Here is a 14,434-nt window from a genome sequence, read left to right on the forward strand (position 1 = left end):
TTTTCGCGATGAGCGATACGGAAATGCGTCCCGTGCTGATCGGCCGGTCGGTGTCCGGCAAGACCGCAGCGGCGGAAGAGGGCGTCAGCGCCCGCGAGATCGGTTCCAAGGCGGCGCAGTTGCGGGTGATGAGCCTGCTCGGGTTGCGCGTCCCGCCTGCCTTCGTGCTGCCCACGGCGCTTTGCGGTCCCGTCAACCGGGACGATCCCGACGCCCTGCGCCGGGTGCGCGTGGCGTTGGCGGCGGGCATCCGCTTTCTCGAGCAGGAGACGGGGCGCGCTTTCGGCGATTCCCGCCGGCCGCTGCTCGTCTCCGTGCGCTCGGGGGCCGAACGGTCGATGCCGGGCATGATGGAGACGGTGCTCAACGTCGGGCTCGGCGAGGGGGCGGTGCACGGCCTGATGCGGCTCTATGGCGACCCGCGCCTTGCGTGGGACAGTTGCCGGCGCTTGCAGCAGGGGTACGGCGAGGTCGTGGCCGGCATCGGCAAGGAGCTGTTCGAGACGCGCCTTTCGGCGCTCGTCGCCGAGGAGGGCGTCACGGCCGATACGGATCTCGATTCGGAATCGCTGGAAAGGCTCGTGGCCGATTACGGCCGCGCGATGCAGGGCATAGGCAAGCCGCTGCCGGCGAACCCGGTCGAGCAGCTCGAACGGGCGGTCATCGCGGTCTATCGCTCGTGGGAGGCGCCGAAGGCGCGCGAGTATCGCCGTCTGAACCATTTCGAGGATCTGTCGGGCACGGCCGTGACCGTGCAGGCGATGGTGTTCGGCAACGCCGGCGGCGCGTCGGGGGCCGGCGTGGCCTTCTCGCGCGATCCGGCGACGGGCGCGCCGGGCGTTTATGCGGACTTCCTGTTCGATGCGCAGGGTGAGGATGTCGTTTCCGGCCGCAGGCTTCCGGGCGATCTGTCGTTGCTGGAGCGCCGCCTGCCGCAGGTGGCGCGGGAACTGGTGGCCGGCATCGCGCAGCTCGAAGCCGCGCAAAAGGACATGCAGGACGTCGAGTTCACCGTCGAGGGCGGCGTGCTGTACTTCCTGCAGACGCGGGCCGCCAAGCGCACGCCCCGCGCGGCGCTGAAGGTGGCGGTCGATCTCGTCCAGTCCGGGCTTCTCACGCCCGCCGAGGGCAAGGCGCTTCTGGCGGGCGTCGATCTCGACAAGATCGTGCTCACGCGCTTCGCCGGCGAGGAAACGCCGGTGGCGACCGGCATTCCGGCCTCGCCCGGCACCGTTGCCGGGCGGGCGGCCTTCGACAGCGAGACGGCGACGCAACTGGCCGGGCGCAACGAGCCGGTGATCCTGATCCGGCACGATATCGCAACCGACGATGTGGCCGGCATCGCCGCCGCGACGGGCACGCTGACGGCGGCCGGCAACCGCACGGCGCACGCCGCCGTGGTGGCGCGCCAGCTCGGGCGCGCCTGCGTCGTGGGCTGCCGCGCGCTGACCCTGTCGGAGAAGGACGGCAAGACCGTCGCGGAGATCGGCGGGCATGCCCTGTCGGCGGGTGACTGGCTGTCGATCGACGGTGGAACGGGTGCGGTCTATGCCGGCCGGCGGGAGGTGGTGACGGTGCGGCCCGAGACCGAACTCGCCGTCGTCGCGGGCTGGAGCGAATGAAGCATCTTGAAACGCAGAAATAATTCGGGCTTTTGATTTCAACCGGAATGCGCTTCAGTCGGCGCGGTTTCGGCCAGCGCCTTCTGAAGCGCGCGGAAATCCTGCCACGCAAGGCGCTTTTGCAGCGGCTGGCGCAGCAGATAGGCGGGGTGGAGCGTGGCGAGGGCGCGGATTTCGCGCCGGCCGGTGTGATAGGGAAACCAGCGCCCGCGCGTGCGCAGGATGCCTTCCCGCACGCCCAGCAGCGCCTGCGCCGAAGGGCCGCCGAGGCAGACGAGGATGTCGGGGTCGCACAGCTCGATCTGCCGTTCGATGAACGGATGGCAGGCGGCCGCCTCCTGCGGCGTCGGCGTGCGGTTGCCCGGCGGGCGCCACGGCACGACATTGGCGATGTAGGCGCCTGTCGCCCGCTCGATGCCGATGGCTTTGAGCATGCGATCGAGCAACTGGCCGGACCGGCCGACGAAGGGCAGGCCCTGGATGTCCTCGTCGCGGCCGGGCGCCTCGCCCACGAACATGACGCGCGCCTGCGGATTGCCGTCCGCGAACACCAGATTTCTGGCGGTGGCCTTCAATCCGCATCCATCGAAGGAAGCCAGCGCCGCGCGCAATTCGTCGAGCGTCGCCGCTGCCTGCGCCCGGTCGCGGGCGGCGCGCGCGACATCGCCGGCCGCCTCGTGTGCGGGCGGACCGCCGGCGGAAAGCCGCTGCGACGGGCGCGGTGCGGCTTCCCGCGCGGCCGCCGCTACCTGCGTCGCTGGCGCGCGCTCGCCGGCCGGCGCATCCCGCCGTGGCGGCGCGCTTTGCATGAAACGGTCCTGCGGCGTATCGGCGATGGTGCAATCGACACCCGCCTCGACGTAGAAATCGAGCAGGGCTTCGATGGCGGCATCCGTGACGCCGTGGGGAAAACTGTCGGACATGCCGCCATTATAGTGCAGGCGGCGGACGAAGGAAACGCCCGCCGCGCGCCGCTCAGGGGCGCGGCGGGAGGGCGGCGCCTTCCTGCTCCGCCTCCTCGGCCCGCGCCGTCATGCGCGCCTGCGCCTGCTCGCGGAAGAACAGGAAGATGCCCGCGCCGACGATGACGGCCGCGCCGAGAAGCGTCGTCGCCTTCGGCATCTCGTCGAAGAAGACGTAGCCGAACACCACCGCCCAGACGATCAGCGTGTACTGATAGGGGACGATGACGGAAGCCGGCGCGAGCTTCAACGCCCGGTTGACGCAAAGAAAGGCGGTCATCGAGACGATGCCGAGCATGCCGAGCGCGAAGAGATCCGGCATGTCGGGCATCACCCAGCCGAACGGCGCGGCGATCAGCCCGCAGATCAGTGCTGCCGCGACCTGCACGGTGACGAGTTGCACGTCGCCCGTGCCGCGCGACAGCCGTGTCGTCACCATCAGCCCGGAAAAGGCCAGGCTGCCGGCGAGCGCGATCAGCGACGGCCACGACAGCGTGGTGATGGAAGGCCCCAGCGCGATCAGCACGCCGACAAAGCCGATGAGCACCGCCGCCCAGCGCGTGGGCCCCACCCGCTCGCCGAGGAACAGCGCCGACATCGCCGTCACGTAGATCGGGCCGGCGAGGTAGAATGTCATGACATCGGCCAGCGGCAGATAGGCCACCGCCCAGTAGAACAGGGCCACGTCGGCCGTGCCGCAGAGGGCGCGCACGATCTGCACGCGCGGATGGGGGATGGCGCGAAAGGAGGCGAGCCCCTCGCGCCAGATGAAAGGGGCGAGCACGGCAAGCGCGGCGACCGAGCGAATCAGCAGGATCTGCCCCACCGAATAGGTGGCGACCAGCCATTTGCCCATGACGTCGTTGATGCCGAAGACGAACAGTCCGAACACCATCAGGCCGATGCCTGCGAGCGTCGTGTTGCTCGCTCCCTGAGGGGAGCGGACGAGAGAGATGCCAGCCATGATCGAGAGGACGTAAACCGCTGAAATCGAGGACACAATCGGGACGATTGCCGTGCAATCAAGCACGCCGACTATGTCGGATTTACGGCTGTGCCGATAAGATGGGCAGAACGCCTAGCTGACCTGCAATAAACGCATTCGGTCGCCGTGAATGACGAGGCCGGAGAGGACTCCCCAGTTCACCACGCCGCTGTCGAGATCGATCCGGTGGGGGTTGCGGAAGTCGACCGTGCGGCGGGGAATATGGCCGTGGATCACCGCCACCCCTTCCGGGTAGGGGCCGGGGCTGTCGAGCCAGGTGCGGCGGGTCCACATCAGGGTGTGCGGGTCCTGCCGGTCGAGCGGCAGGGCGGGATCGATGCCCGCATGCACGAACACGAGCTGCCCGGCGCGGTATATCACCGGCGTCGCCTCGATCCAGCGGGCGAGATCCTCGCCGAGGCGGGCGCGGAATTCCTCCGGCGTGATCCGCCAGGGATCGAGCCCCATCTGCTCGAACATGCCGTCGCCGCCGGCGTCCAGCCACCGTCCCAGCGCCCCCGGCAATCCGTGCAGATAGGCGAGAAGCCGGTCCTCGTGGTTGCCGCGCAGGGTGATGTTCGTCGCACCGGCGATGCCTTCGCGCGCGCGCACCAAAGCCTCCCGGTTGCCGGGGCCGCGATCGATGAGATCGCCGAGATGGATGACGGTGGCGTCGTGCGGGCCGATCTCGTCCAGCTCCCGCCCGATGGCGTCATGCATGGCGGCGAGCAGGCTGTCATGGCCGTGTACGTCGCCGATGACGGCGATCGGGCTTCCATCGGGAGCCGGCCGGATGGCGGGACGCCAGTCGAAACGGAGCGCGTTGTACCTGGACAGCATCTGCATAGACGATCGAATCTTTGACTTGCGGCAATATTAGCGGCGATTCTGCCCTTTCATGCAAGCCATTGCTCCATATTTGGGATAATGTCGCCGCAGAGACGCAAGCGGGCCACGGGCGCAGGCGGTCCTGAAACGCAAGTGGGCTTGAAGAGCAAGTGGGCTTGAAGCGCAGGGCGCCGCCTGCTAACCCCTTCTTTCAGGAAACGTTCCCGAAGTCCGCCCGAGCGAGCGCGCATTTACCGACAGAGAGACGCATGGCCTCCTACCAGTACGTTTACCATATGCATGGCTTGAGCAAGGCCTATCCCGGCGGGAAGAAGGTGCTCGACAACGTGCATCTCTCCTTCTATCCCGGCGCCAAGATCGGCGTGCTCGGCGTCAACGGCGCCGGCAAGTCGACCCTGCTGCGCATCATGGCCGGCACCGACAAGGAATTTTCCGGCGAGGCATGGGCGGCGGACGGCGCGCGCGTCGGCTATCTGCCGCAGGAGCCGCAGCTCGATCCCGCGAAAACCGTGCGCGAGAACGTGGAGGAGGGTGTCGCCGAAAAGAAGGCGATCCTCGACAAGTACAACGAACTCGCCGTCAATTATTCCGAGGAAACCGCCGACGAGATGACGCGGTTGCAGGACGAGATCGAGGCGCAGGACCTCTGGGATCTCGACAGCCGCGTCGATCAGGCCATGGACGCGCTGCGCTGCCCGCCGGACGACGCCGACGTCTCGAAGCTTTCCGGCGGCGAGAAGCGCCGCGTCGCATTGTGCAAGCTGTTGCTGTGGCAGCCCGAACTGCTGCTGCTCGATGAGCCGACCAACCATCTCGACGCCGAAACGGTGGCGTGGCTGGAAGGGCATCTGCGCCAGTATCCCGGCGCGATCCTGATCGTCACCCACGACCGCTACTTCCTCGACAACGTCACCGGCTGGATTCTGGAGCTCGACCGCAGCCGCGGCATCCCCTACGAGGGGAATTATTCGTCCTGGCTGGAGCAGAAGCAGAAGCGTCTCCAGCAGGAGGGCCGCGAGGAAGAGGCGCGCCAGCGCACGCTGGAGCGCGAGCGCGAGTGGATTTCCGCCTCGCCCCGCGCGCGGCAGGCCAAGAGCAAGGCCCGCATCCAGCGCTATGAGGAACTCGTGCAGAAGGCCAACGACAAGGCTTCGACCACGGCGCAGATCATCATCCCCATCGCCGAGCGGCTGGGAAACAACGTCGTGGAATTCGACAAGCTCACCAAGGGCTTCGGCGACCGGCTGCTGATCGACGACCTCAGCTTCAAGCTGCCGCCGGGCGGCATCGTCGGCGTCATCGGGCCGAACGGCGCCGGCAAGACGACCCTGTTCCGCATGATCACCGGGCAGGAGAAGCCGGACGCCGGCACGATCACCATCGGTGAATCGGTGCAGCTCGGCTACGTCGACCAGTCCCGCGACGCGCTGGACGACAGCAAGACCGTATGGGAAGAGATTTCCGGCGGCAACGACATCATTTATCTGGGCAAGCGCGAGATCAACTCCCGCGCCTATTGCTCCGCCTTCAACTTCAAGGGCGGCGACCAGCAGAAGAAGGTCGGCATGCTCTCGGGCGGCGAGCGCAACCGCGTGCACCTCGCCAAGATGTTGAAGTCGGGCGCCAACGTGTTGCTGCTCGACGAACCGACCAACGATCTCGACGTCGACACGCTGCGCGCGCTGGAAGAGGCGCTGGAGGATTATGCCGGCTGCGCCGTCATCATCAGCCATGATCGCATGTTCCTCGACCGCATCGCCACGCACATCCTGTCCTTCGAGGGCGACAGCCACGTCGAATGGTTCGAGGGCAATTTCCAGGATTACGAGGAAGACAAGAAGCGGCGTCTCGGCATCGATTCAACCATTCCGAAGCGCATCCAGTACAAGAAGTTCGGACGTTAGAGCGGTTTGCGTTCGAGTCGATTGATCGATTTGAACGCAGGTTGCGGTAGAATATGGAACTTGGAGCGGGATGGCGTTCAACCTGATCGCATCCCGCTCTATCCCGTTTCAATTGAAACGGGATAGAATCCGGGGCATCATCAATGACCTGGCGCACGTCGTCGTTTCATGAAAACGACGACGTGCGCCAACCTTCAAACGGAGAAGGCAGAATGACGGCATGGGACGCGCGCCAGTATCTGAAGTTCGAGGATCAGCGCACGCGCCCCGCGCGCGATCTGCTGGCACAGGTGCCGCTTGACGCGCCGCGCGCCGTGGTCGATCTCGGCAGCGGGCCGGGCAATTCGACCCAGCTCCTCCTGGAACGTTTCCCGCAGGCGCGGGTGATCGGCGTCGACAACGCGCCCGACATGCTGGAGGCCGCGCGTCGGCGGCTGCCGGGTGTGCCCTTCTTCGAGGCGGACATCGGCCCGGCGGATAGCGGGCCTGCCGCCGATGGCGACTGGCGGAGCGAAGGCCCCTTCGATCTCCTGTTCGCCAACGCCGTTCTGCAATGGGTGCCGGATCATGCCGTCCTGTTGCCGGCCCTGGTGGAGGCGCTCGCGCCCGGCGGCGTGCTCGCCATCCAGATGCCGGACAATCTGGACCAGCCGTCTCACCGTCTCATGCGCGAGGTTGCCGGGGCGGGGCCGTGGGCGGCCCGGCTGGCGGGGGTCGAGCGCTTCAGGCTCGCTTCCGTGGAAGCCTATTACGACATGCTGATCCCGCATGTGAGCCGGGTCGACATCTGGCACACGATCTATCAGCATCCGCTCGATGGCGTCGAGGCCATCGCGGAATGGGTGAAGGGCACCGGGCTGCTGCCGTTCATCGCGCCGCTGGACGAGGCCGAGCGCGCCCTGTTCCTTGCCGATTACACGGAAAAGCTGGCGGAATATTATCTGCCGCGCGCCGATGAAAAGGTGCTGCTCGCCTTCCCGAGGCTCTTCATCGTCGCGCAGAAGTAAGCGCGGGGTCAGGCGCGGGCTACCGCCGGCCCGCTTTGCGCCGCCCCGGCGACGGTCGCCGGCCCCGCCAGATAGCGCGCAAGCCAGTAAAGACACATGATGCCTGCCGGCACGACCGCGAGCCCCGTCAGCGTCGTGCCCGACAGGCGCATGTCTTCCGTCATCGTCGCGAAGATCTGTCCGGCGCTGCTGAGCACCGAGCCGAGCGCGAACACCGCCAGTCCGTGACGGCCCATCAGGGCGAGGGAACTGCCGACGGCGGGAATTCGCATCAGGCCGTCGCCGACGCGAAAACGCGCCAGCAGGTAGGCGAGAGCCAGAAAATGCGCCAGCCGCATCACGTTCATGTCGGTCTTGTCGAAGCCGCCGAGGGCCCGCGCGGCATCGAACAGCCCCGGCCTGTAGCCGAAGCAGTTGGTGGTCAGGACGATACCGGCGACCACCAGCAGCGCGCAGATCGCCGTAAGCCAGCGGAAGCCGGGCAATGCATCGCCGGAACGCCGCATCACCACGACGGTGACGACGCCGATCACGAAGGCGAGCTGCCAGGCGAACGGGTTAAGGAACCATAACCCCGGCACCGGCCAGCTCGGCAGGTTCACCTGCGGCGCCTGCGCGATCGCGTAGATGACGAAGGACACGGTCAGCGTCGTCATGGGCGAGCGCCACGCGGCAAGCAGGATGAAAGGCGCGCAGAGCATCAGCAGGATGTAGAGCGGCAGGATGTTGTAATAGCCGAGTTGATGCCCCAGGCTCACGATCCCGAGCAGCGCGGCGGAGGGATCGTCGAAAATCACGTCGCGGCCATGGCCCAGCAGGAATATTTCCTTGCCGGTCAGCACGAAGGCGTTGGCGAACAGCGCGATGGCCGTGAACGTCAGCAGCAGGTGGATCACGTAAAGCAGGGAGGCGCGCCGCCACGCCTTGTTCAGCGCCCCGAGGACATCGCCGCGCGACATGCTGCCCCCGTAAGCCAGCGCCACCGACATGCCGGAAATGAACACGAAGGCTTCCGCCGAGTCGGAGAAACCGAAATTGCGTGGCGTGAACGTTTCGAAAATATTGCCCGGCACATGGTTGATGAAGATGATGACAAGCACCAGTCCGCGCCAGAAATCGATGGTCTCGATCCGCCCGAATTCCGGCTGGCCGCGCCCCGTCTGACCTGCTCCCGCTCCGTTGCCGTTATGCAATGCGCTATCCTCCGCGTGCCCGGTTGTCACGGTTCACACCCGCAAACGCTTATGTAGCTTGACAGTTCCCGCCGGAACGACGTCATGTGCGTCAGCGCACATCGCGTCCTGCCGCCATGTGTCGTCCGATCAGTCGTTCGATCAATGGCCGACCGTTTTCGAGAACAGATTGATGACCAGAACGCCCGCGACGATCAGCGCGAGGCCGGCGATGGCCGGAAAGTCGAGCTTCTGCTGGAAGGCGAAAAAACCGACGAGCGCGATGAGCACGATGCCGATGCCGCTCCAGATCGCATAGACGATGCCGACCGGAAGAAACCTGAGTGTGAGTGACAGGAAATAGAATGAAATGGCGTAACCCGCCGCCGTGACGAGGGAGGGCGCCAGGCGCGTGAACCCCGCCGTCATCTTCAGCGACGAGGTGGCGATCACCTCGCAGACGATGGCTATGGCGAGATAGATATAGGCATTGCTCATGAAACACCGCCTGAAGCATCAGGCCGGAAAATGCGCGTTTTCCGGCTTGATGCGCAAACAAATGGACGGAGCGTTTCCGCGCTTCAGCGGAATATGGAGATGCGAGGCCCGCCTGTCGATCTGCTCGACCGGCAGGCGCCCTTTCCGGCAGAAACTCAGCGCGTGATGAGCGTGCCCGCGCCGTGGTCGGTATAGAGTTCGAGCAGCACCGCGTGGGGGACCTTGCCATCCAGGATGACGACGCCCTCGACGCCCTGTTCGAGCGCATAGATGCAGGTCTCGACCTTGGGAATCATGCCGCCGGTGATGGTGCCGTCGGCGATGAGGCGGCGGCAGTCGTCGACGGTGAGCTGCGGCATCAGCTCCTTGTTCTTGTCGAGAACGCCGGGCACGTCGGTGAGCAGCAGCAGGCGCTTGGCGCGCATGGCGCCGGCGATGGCGCCGGCGAACGTATCGGCGTTGATGTTGTAGGTGGCGCCGTCCTCGCCGGGGGCGACGGGCGCGAGCACCGGAATCAGTTCCGCCTTCAGCACGGCGTCGAGAACCGCCCGGTTGACGCGCTGCGGCTCGCCGACGAAGCCGAGATCGACGATTCTTTCCTCATGCGACTCGGGATCGACGATGCTGCGCGTCACCTTGCGGGCCGTGACCATGTTGCCGTCCTTGCCGCAAAGCCCGATCGCCCGCCCGCCCTCGGCGGCGATGGTGCCGACGAGTTGCTTGTTGATCGAACCGGCCAGCACCATCTCGACGACCTCGACGGTCGCCTTGTCGGTGACGCGCAGCCCCGCCTGGAACTCGGAGGTAATGCCGAGGCGATTCAGCATGCCGCCGATCTGCGGCCCGCCGCCGTGCACCACGATGGGCAGCACGCCCGATTGTTCGAGCAGCACGACATCCTCGGCGAAATCTTCAGCCGCCGCGGCGTCGCCCATCGCATGGCCGCCATACTTGATCACCACGACCTGCTGGTCGTAGCGCTGCATATGGGGCAGGGCCTGCACGAGAACTTCCGCCCGCGTGAAGACGTCGGGCAATTCGGAGGGAGAACGGTCGGTCATATCGTGCGGCAATCCCGAAGTATAATTCGCCAGAAGTACGATTCGCATGTCCCGCCGCATTTCTACAGGACATCCGCCGCCGTGTCGCCAGCGATTTTTCGCCGGCCAACTCTCCCGGCAATTCCTTTCAGGCGTCGCGCCGGGCGGCAAGGGGCCGTGCGGCAAGGGCCCCGATGGCGAGAACCAGCCAGCCCGCCATCAGCAGCGTTCCGCCGGTGGGCGCGGCCATGTAGAAGAGCGTGCGGCCCTCGACGGCCCGCAACGCCAGCTCGCCGCTGAACAGCGCCACCCCGGCGAACACCAGCCAGCCGCCGCCGCGCGCGAGCGCCGCCTGTGCGAGGCCGGCGCGGATCAGCAGCGGCACGGCGATAAGAACCGGCGCATGAAACAGCAGGAAGTTCGCCGCCGTATCGAGCCCCGTGCCCGGTCCCGTCACATGCGCCGCGACGGCGGCGGCGGCCGTGCCGAGCAGGCCGAACAGCGCTCCGAGCGCGATCAGCGCGCGATCCATGATCAAGCCCCCTTTTGCAATACCCGGCGGTACTATCGCGCCGATCCAGGTCCGCGTGAACTGCGACAAACAGTCGTGTTCACCCGTTGCCACGCATTCAGGCGCGTTCGTGCAGCAGCCGGACAATGGCCGTTTGCAGCGCTTCCAGCCCGTCGCCGGAGTGGCTCGACGTGGCGATGACGCCCGGATAGGCGGCGGCGCGGCGCGCGATCGCCGTTTCCGTCCCCGCGATGCGTTCCGCCAGCGGGCCGGGCCGCAGCGCATCCGCCTTGGTGAGCACGACCTGGTATGACACGGCCGATTTATCGAGCGTATCCAGCACCTTGAGATCGTTTTCCTTCAGGCCGTGCCGGGCGTCGATCAGCACGTAGACGCGGGCCAGATTGGCGCGCCCGCGCAGATAGGCATGGATGAGATCCGTCCACGCGGCGACCTTTTCCTTGCCGACGGCGGCATAGCCGTAGCCGGGCATGTCGACGAGAGTGAAGGCGTGCGGCTGCCCTTCGCCGATGCGGAAAAAATTCAGTTCCTGCGTGCGGCCGGGCGTGCTCGAGGTGCGCGCCAGCGCCTTGCGGCGGGTGAGGGCGTTGACGAGGCTGGACTTGCCGACATTCGAGCGTCCCGCGAAAGCGATCTCGATGCCGTGCATGGGAGGCAGGCCGCCGAGGGAATCGGCGCCCCAGAAAAAGTCCGCCTTGCCGGAAAACAACTTGCGGGCGATATCGCGATACGCGATCAGGTCTGTTTCGATCGGGTCTGTCATGATGGCTTTATCGGACGCCGCGCCGCGCGACGCAAGCGTGGCCGGACAAAACATCCGCCGGCAGGTTTGCGCCGGCGGATGGCGTCAGCACTTTTCCCTTTCGGAGAAGGGATTTAGCTGCGGGTGGCTTCCTTCTTGCGGAACATGGCGCGCAGATTGTCCCACAGTTCGATCTTCACGCCGTTCTTGCGCATGATGTAGCCCTGCTGAAGCACCGACAGCAGGTTGTTCCAGGACCAGTAGATCACGAGACCGGCCGGGAACGACGCCAGCATGAAGGTGAACAGGATCGGCATCCACGTGAACATCGTCTGCTGGATCGGGTCCGGCGGAGCGGGGTTCATCTTCATCTGGACGAACATGGTGATGCCCATCAACACCGGCCACAGGCCGATTATCAGGAACGGTCCCAGCACCGGCACCTGCGACGGATCCCACGGGATGAGGCCGAACAGGGTCAGGATCGGCAGCGGATCGGGGGCCGAGAGGTCCTTGATCCAGCCGAAGAAGGGCGCATGGCGCATTTCGATGGTGATGAACAGCACCTTGTAAAGCGCGAAGAAGACCGGAATCTGCACCAGCATCGGCCAGCAGCCGGCGATCGGATTGATCTTCTCCTTCTTGTAGAGATCCATCAGCGCCTGTTGCTGCTTGACCTTGTCTTCCTTGTAGCGCTCCCGGATGGCGAGCATTTCCGGCTGGACGGCCTTCATCTTCGCCATCGACGCATAGGAGCGGTTGGCGAGCGGCAGGAATGCGAGCTTCACGAGCACGGTGACGATCAGGATCGCCACGCCGAAGTTGCCGACCAGACGATAGATGACGTCGATCAACCAGAACATCGGCCGGGTGATGAAGTAGAACCAGCCCCAATCGATCAGCCGGTCGAAATTCTTGATGCCGAGCTCATCCTGATACCTCGAAATCGCCGCGACTTCCTTCGCCCCGGCGAACAGGTGCACGCGGTTTTCGATCCGGCTTCCGGGCGCAAGCTCCTGCGCGCCGCCGAGCACGTCCGCCTGATAGACGGGCTGATTGCCGGCGCCGGAGCGCAGGGAAAAACGGCCCGTGTAGGGCGTCGACTGGCCCGGAATGAGCGCGGTGGCCCAATATTTATCGGTTATGCCGACAAAGCCGCCCGTCACGTTGCCGAAAGCCACGCCGTTGCCGCCGGTGGGCAGCGCGTCCTTGCCGGCGAGGTCGGCATATTTGATTTCCCGCAGGCCCTCGTCGCCGAGCACGCCGATCATGCCTTCGTGCAGCAGGTAGAAGTTTTCCGTCTTCGGCGTGCCCCGCCGCGACACCAGCGACCACGGATGCAGCGTCACCGGAGTCTCGCCCGCGTTCTCCACGCTGTCCGTCACCGTGAACATCGCGTCTTCATCGACGGCGATGACGCGCCGGAAGACGAGGCCCTGACCGTTGCTCCATGTCAGCGTCACCGGCGCGGCCGTGGTCAGGCGCTCCGCATCCGCCGTCCACACGGTCGCGGGCGTCGGCACGGCCGCGGAATCGTTGCCGCCCGTCACCCAGCCGAAATCCGCATAATAAGGATGCGGGCTTCCCGCGGGGGAGAGCAGCACGATGTTCTTGCTGTTCGGATCGACGGTTTCGCGATAGGCGCGCAACGACACGTCGTCGATGCGTCCGCCCGTCAGCGCGATCGATCCGCCGATCTTGGGGGTGTCGACGGCGATTCGCCCACCCGCGGCGATGGCCTGCTCGCGCGAGACGGCGGCGACGGGCGCCCCCGATTCGGGCACGCCGCCGACGGCCGGCTGCGCCGGAGCGGGAACGGCGCTGTCAGCAGTCTGCTGTTGTTGCTGCGTCGCTTGCTGCGCGGGCGGCTGGACGACCGGCTCGGCGAAGAAATACTGCCATCCGAGCAGAATCAGGAACGACAGGGTAATGGCCAGTATCAGGTTCTTGTGTTCGCCGCTCATGGATGATCCGTTGGGTTCCGCTGTGTGGTGCCGGGTGGGCGTGCCGCATCCTTGCCACGTTTCCTGTACGAGGCACGGTCGCTGCGGCCCTGACGATTACCCTGCCGCGGCGGCGAGGAAAAGGCCCGTTTGAGATCGGATGCGATGACGTCCATCGGCGCCGTCAGCAATCCGGCCCGTCCCACGATCACGAAATCGACATCGGCATCCGGCCAGACGGGCCGCAGATCGCGCAAAACCGCGCGCAGCCGGCGCCGGATACGGTTGCGGCCGACGGCGTTGGCCGTCTTTTTCGTCACCGTGAGGCCGAAACGCGGCCCGCTGACGGCGGAGAGATCGGCAGGTTCCTGCGCAGCGGTCTCGGCGCGCTCGTAAATCTGCACCGTCATGCGGCTGGAATGAACACGGCGACCCGAGGCCGCCGTCAGAAACTCGGACCGCTTGCGCAGACGCGGCATGCGCGACAAACTGCGTCTTTTCGGCCGATGCCGGGCTTCGTTCACGGCGACGCCTCCCGGATTGCGGCGGCATCTCCTGCCCGCCCGTTTCCGTCGTCAGCCGGCCCGCCGCGCCGTTCAGAGCTTTTTCCGATTCCACGAAACCGGAAAAGTCTCGTTACTCTCTTCAGGATCCGAGCGAATCCCGATCGATCAGATCATCTCGTCTGATCGGGAAGAGCTTCAGCGCCCGCGCCGGCCGTCCGATGGCCTCAGGCGCTCAGGCGCTTGCGGCCACGCGCCCGACGCGCCGCCAGCACGGCGCGGCCGCCCTTGGTCGCCAAGCGCGCACGGAAGCCGTGGCGGCGCTTGCGAACGATCTTGCTCGGTTGATAAGTCCTTTTCACGGCCCTGACTCCGGTCGCACGAAATGACAACAAGCGCGTGCGGCAAAACGCCGCCCACACCCGCGATCGCATCGGTTGTACCGACCGCGATCAGATAGAATGAAGGTTTCGGTCGTCGCAAAACGACAAACGGCGCCCACGACAGGCACCGCCATACCGAAATGGCCTTATGGCTGTTTTCCCCGTCAAAGTCAACGTCGACTTTGATGCCCGGCGGGGAGGCGGGAGCCGGCGTTTCTTTTTGCCCGGCGGCGGCTTGTCGGTTATCACGAAACGGCACAACCGGCGTCGTCGCGCCGTGTATGTCCTGACA

Annotated in this window: 14 protein-coding genes; 3 read left to right on the forward strand and 11 right to left on the reverse strand. The window is 66.0% G+C overall.

All coding sequences use genetic code 11. The annotated features are described in order from the left end of the window. Positions 1 to 8 precede the first annotated feature (8 nt). Entirely contained in the window at positions 9 to 1,622 is a 1,614-nt protein-coding gene (locus ACOYJQ_RS04475; RefSeq protein WP_433456732.1) for a PEP/pyruvate-binding domain-containing protein, read from the forward strand. A 38-nt stretch (positions 1,623 to 1,660) separates the two neighbouring features. Here ACOYJQ_RS04475 and ACOYJQ_RS04480 read toward each other — a convergent pair whose 3' ends face one another. The 3 genes from ACOYJQ_RS04480 to ACOYJQ_RS04490 all read right to left on the reverse strand — a co-directional run bounded on the left by ACOYJQ_RS04480 (position 1,661) and on the right by ACOYJQ_RS04490 (position 4,415). Further along, a complete protein-coding gene (locus ACOYJQ_RS04480; RefSeq protein WP_433456733.1) occupies positions 1,661 to 2,545 on the reverse strand; it encodes a uracil-DNA glycosylase in 885 nt (294 codons plus the stop codon). 52 nt (positions 2,546 to 2,597) lie between these two features. Then, positions 2,598 to 3,584 carry a DMT family transporter gene (locus ACOYJQ_RS04485; RefSeq protein ID WP_433456735.1) on the reverse strand — a complete coding sequence of 329 codons (987 nt, stop codon included), beginning with the start codon at positions 3,582 to 3,584 and terminating at the stop codon, positions 2,598 to 2,600. Between the two features lie 78 nt (positions 3,585 to 3,662). After that, the gene (locus tag ACOYJQ_RS04490; protein ID WP_433456737.1) at positions 3,663 to 4,415 is read right to left on the reverse strand and encodes a metallophosphoesterase; all 753 of its coding nucleotides are present in this window, start codon (positions 4,413 to 4,415) and stop codon (positions 3,663 to 3,665) included. A 251-nt stretch (positions 4,416 to 4,666) separates the two neighbouring features. Here ACOYJQ_RS04490 and ettA point away from each other — a divergent pair, with 251 nt between their 5' ends. Together ettA and tam are read left to right on the forward strand one after the other, a co-directional pair. Beyond that, complete coding sequence (gene ettA / locus ACOYJQ_RS04495; RefSeq protein ID WP_433456738.1) at positions 4,667 to 6,322, forward strand: energy-dependent translational throttle protein EttA; 1,656 nt, start codon at positions 4,667 to 4,669, stop codon at positions 6,320 to 6,322. Between the two features lie 212 nt (positions 6,323 to 6,534). After that, the gene (tam, locus tag ACOYJQ_RS04500; protein WP_433456740.1) at positions 6,535 to 7,329 is read left to right on the forward strand and encodes a trans-aconitate 2-methyltransferase; all 795 of its coding nucleotides are present in this window, start codon (positions 6,535 to 6,537) and stop codon (positions 7,327 to 7,329) included. An 8-nt stretch (positions 7,330 to 7,337) separates the two neighbouring features. Here the strand turns inward: tam and ACOYJQ_RS04505 are convergent, their stop codons facing one another. The 8 genes from ACOYJQ_RS04505 to rpmH form a co-directional block, all read right to left on the reverse strand. Next, positions 7,338 to 8,522 carry an OpgC family protein gene (locus tag ACOYJQ_RS04505; protein ID WP_433456741.1) on the reverse strand — a complete coding sequence of 395 codons (1,185 nt, stop codon included), beginning with the start codon at positions 8,520 to 8,522 and terminating at the stop codon, positions 7,338 to 7,340. Between the two features lie 141 nt (positions 8,523 to 8,663). Then, complete coding sequence (locus tag ACOYJQ_RS04510) at positions 8,664 to 8,999, reverse strand: DMT family transporter (RefSeq protein WP_433456743.1); 336 nt, start codon at positions 8,997 to 8,999, stop codon at positions 8,664 to 8,666. Between the two features lie 155 nt (positions 9,000 to 9,154). After that, positions 9,155 to 10,060 (reverse strand): acetylglutamate kinase, encoded by a 906-nt coding sequence (gene argB / locus ACOYJQ_RS04515; RefSeq protein ID WP_433456745.1) that lies wholly within the window; start codon positions 10,058 to 10,060, stop codon positions 9,155 to 9,157. 127 nt (positions 10,061 to 10,187) lie between these two features. Next, the gene (locus ACOYJQ_RS04520) at positions 10,188 to 10,571 is read right to left on the reverse strand and encodes a DUF423 domain-containing protein (protein WP_433456747.1); all 384 of its coding nucleotides are present in this window, start codon (positions 10,569 to 10,571) and stop codon (positions 10,188 to 10,190) included. Positions 10,572 to 10,668: 97 nt separating this feature from the next. After that, entirely contained in the window at positions 10,669 to 11,334 is a 666-nt protein-coding gene (gene yihA / locus ACOYJQ_RS04525; protein WP_433456749.1) for a ribosome biogenesis GTP-binding protein YihA/YsxC, read from the reverse strand. Positions 11,335 to 11,447: 113 nt separating this feature from the next. Beyond that, positions 11,448 to 13,277 (reverse strand): membrane protein insertase YidC, encoded by a 1,830-nt coding sequence (gene yidC, locus ACOYJQ_RS04530; protein ID WP_433456751.1) that lies wholly within the window; start codon positions 13,275 to 13,277, stop codon positions 11,448 to 11,450. Further along, on the reverse strand, positions 13,274 to 13,780 hold the full coding sequence (gene rnpA / locus ACOYJQ_RS04535) for a ribonuclease P protein component (RefSeq protein WP_433456753.1): 507 nt from the start codon (positions 13,778 to 13,780) through the stop codon (positions 13,274 to 13,276). Before rnpA ends, yidC begins: the two co-directional genes overlap by 4 nt. 206 nt (positions 13,781 to 13,986) lie before the next feature. After that, entirely contained in the window at positions 13,987 to 14,121 is a 135-nt protein-coding gene (gene rpmH / locus ACOYJQ_RS04540; RefSeq protein WP_166949980.1) for a 50S ribosomal protein L34, read from the reverse strand. Positions 14,122 to 14,434: the final 313 nt, after the last annotated feature.

This window comes from Pseudochelatococcus sp. (assembly GCF_050946405.1).
In the GTDB taxonomy this organism is placed as follows: domain Bacteria; phylum Pseudomonadota; class Alphaproteobacteria; order Rhizobiales; family Beijerinckiaceae; genus Pseudochelatococcus.

Bases quoted from the DNA above. Each gene is read 5' to 3' on its own strand.
- ACOYJQ_RS04475 (WP_433456732.1), top strand. From the start codon at position 9: ATGAGCGATACGGAAATGCGTCCCGTGCTGATCGGCCGGTCGGTGTCC.
- ACOYJQ_RS04480 (WP_433456733.1), bottom strand. From the start codon at position 2,545: ATGTCCGACAGTTTTCCCCACGGCGTCACGGATGCCGCCATCGAAGCC.
- ACOYJQ_RS04490 (WP_433456737.1), bottom strand. From the start codon at position 4,415: ATGCAGATGCTGTCCAGGTACAACGCGCTCCGTTTCGACTGGCGTCCC.
- ettA (WP_433456738.1), top strand. From the start codon at position 4,667: ATGGCCTCCTACCAGTACGTTTACCATATGCATGGCTTGAGCAAGGCC.
- tam (WP_433456740.1), top strand. From the start codon at position 6,535: ATGACGGCATGGGACGCGCGCCAGTATCTGAAGTTCGAGGATCAGCGC.
- ACOYJQ_RS04510 (WP_433456743.1), bottom strand. From the start codon at position 8,999: ATGAGCAATGCCTATATCTATCTCGCCATAGCCATCGTCTGCGAGGTG.
- argB (WP_433456745.1), bottom strand. From the start codon at position 10,060: ATGACCGACCGTTCTCCCTCCGAATTGCCCGACGTCTTCACGCGGGCG.
- ACOYJQ_RS04520 (WP_433456747.1), bottom strand. From the start codon at position 10,571: ATGGATCGCGCGCTGATCGCGCTCGGAGCGCTGTTCGGCCTGCTCGGC.
- yihA (WP_433456749.1), bottom strand. From the start codon at position 11,334: ATGACAGACCCGATCGAAACAGACCTGATCGCGTATCGCGATATCGCC.
- yidC (WP_433456751.1), bottom strand. From the start codon at position 13,277: ATGAGCGGCGAACACAAGAACCTGATACTGGCCATTACCCTGTCGTTC.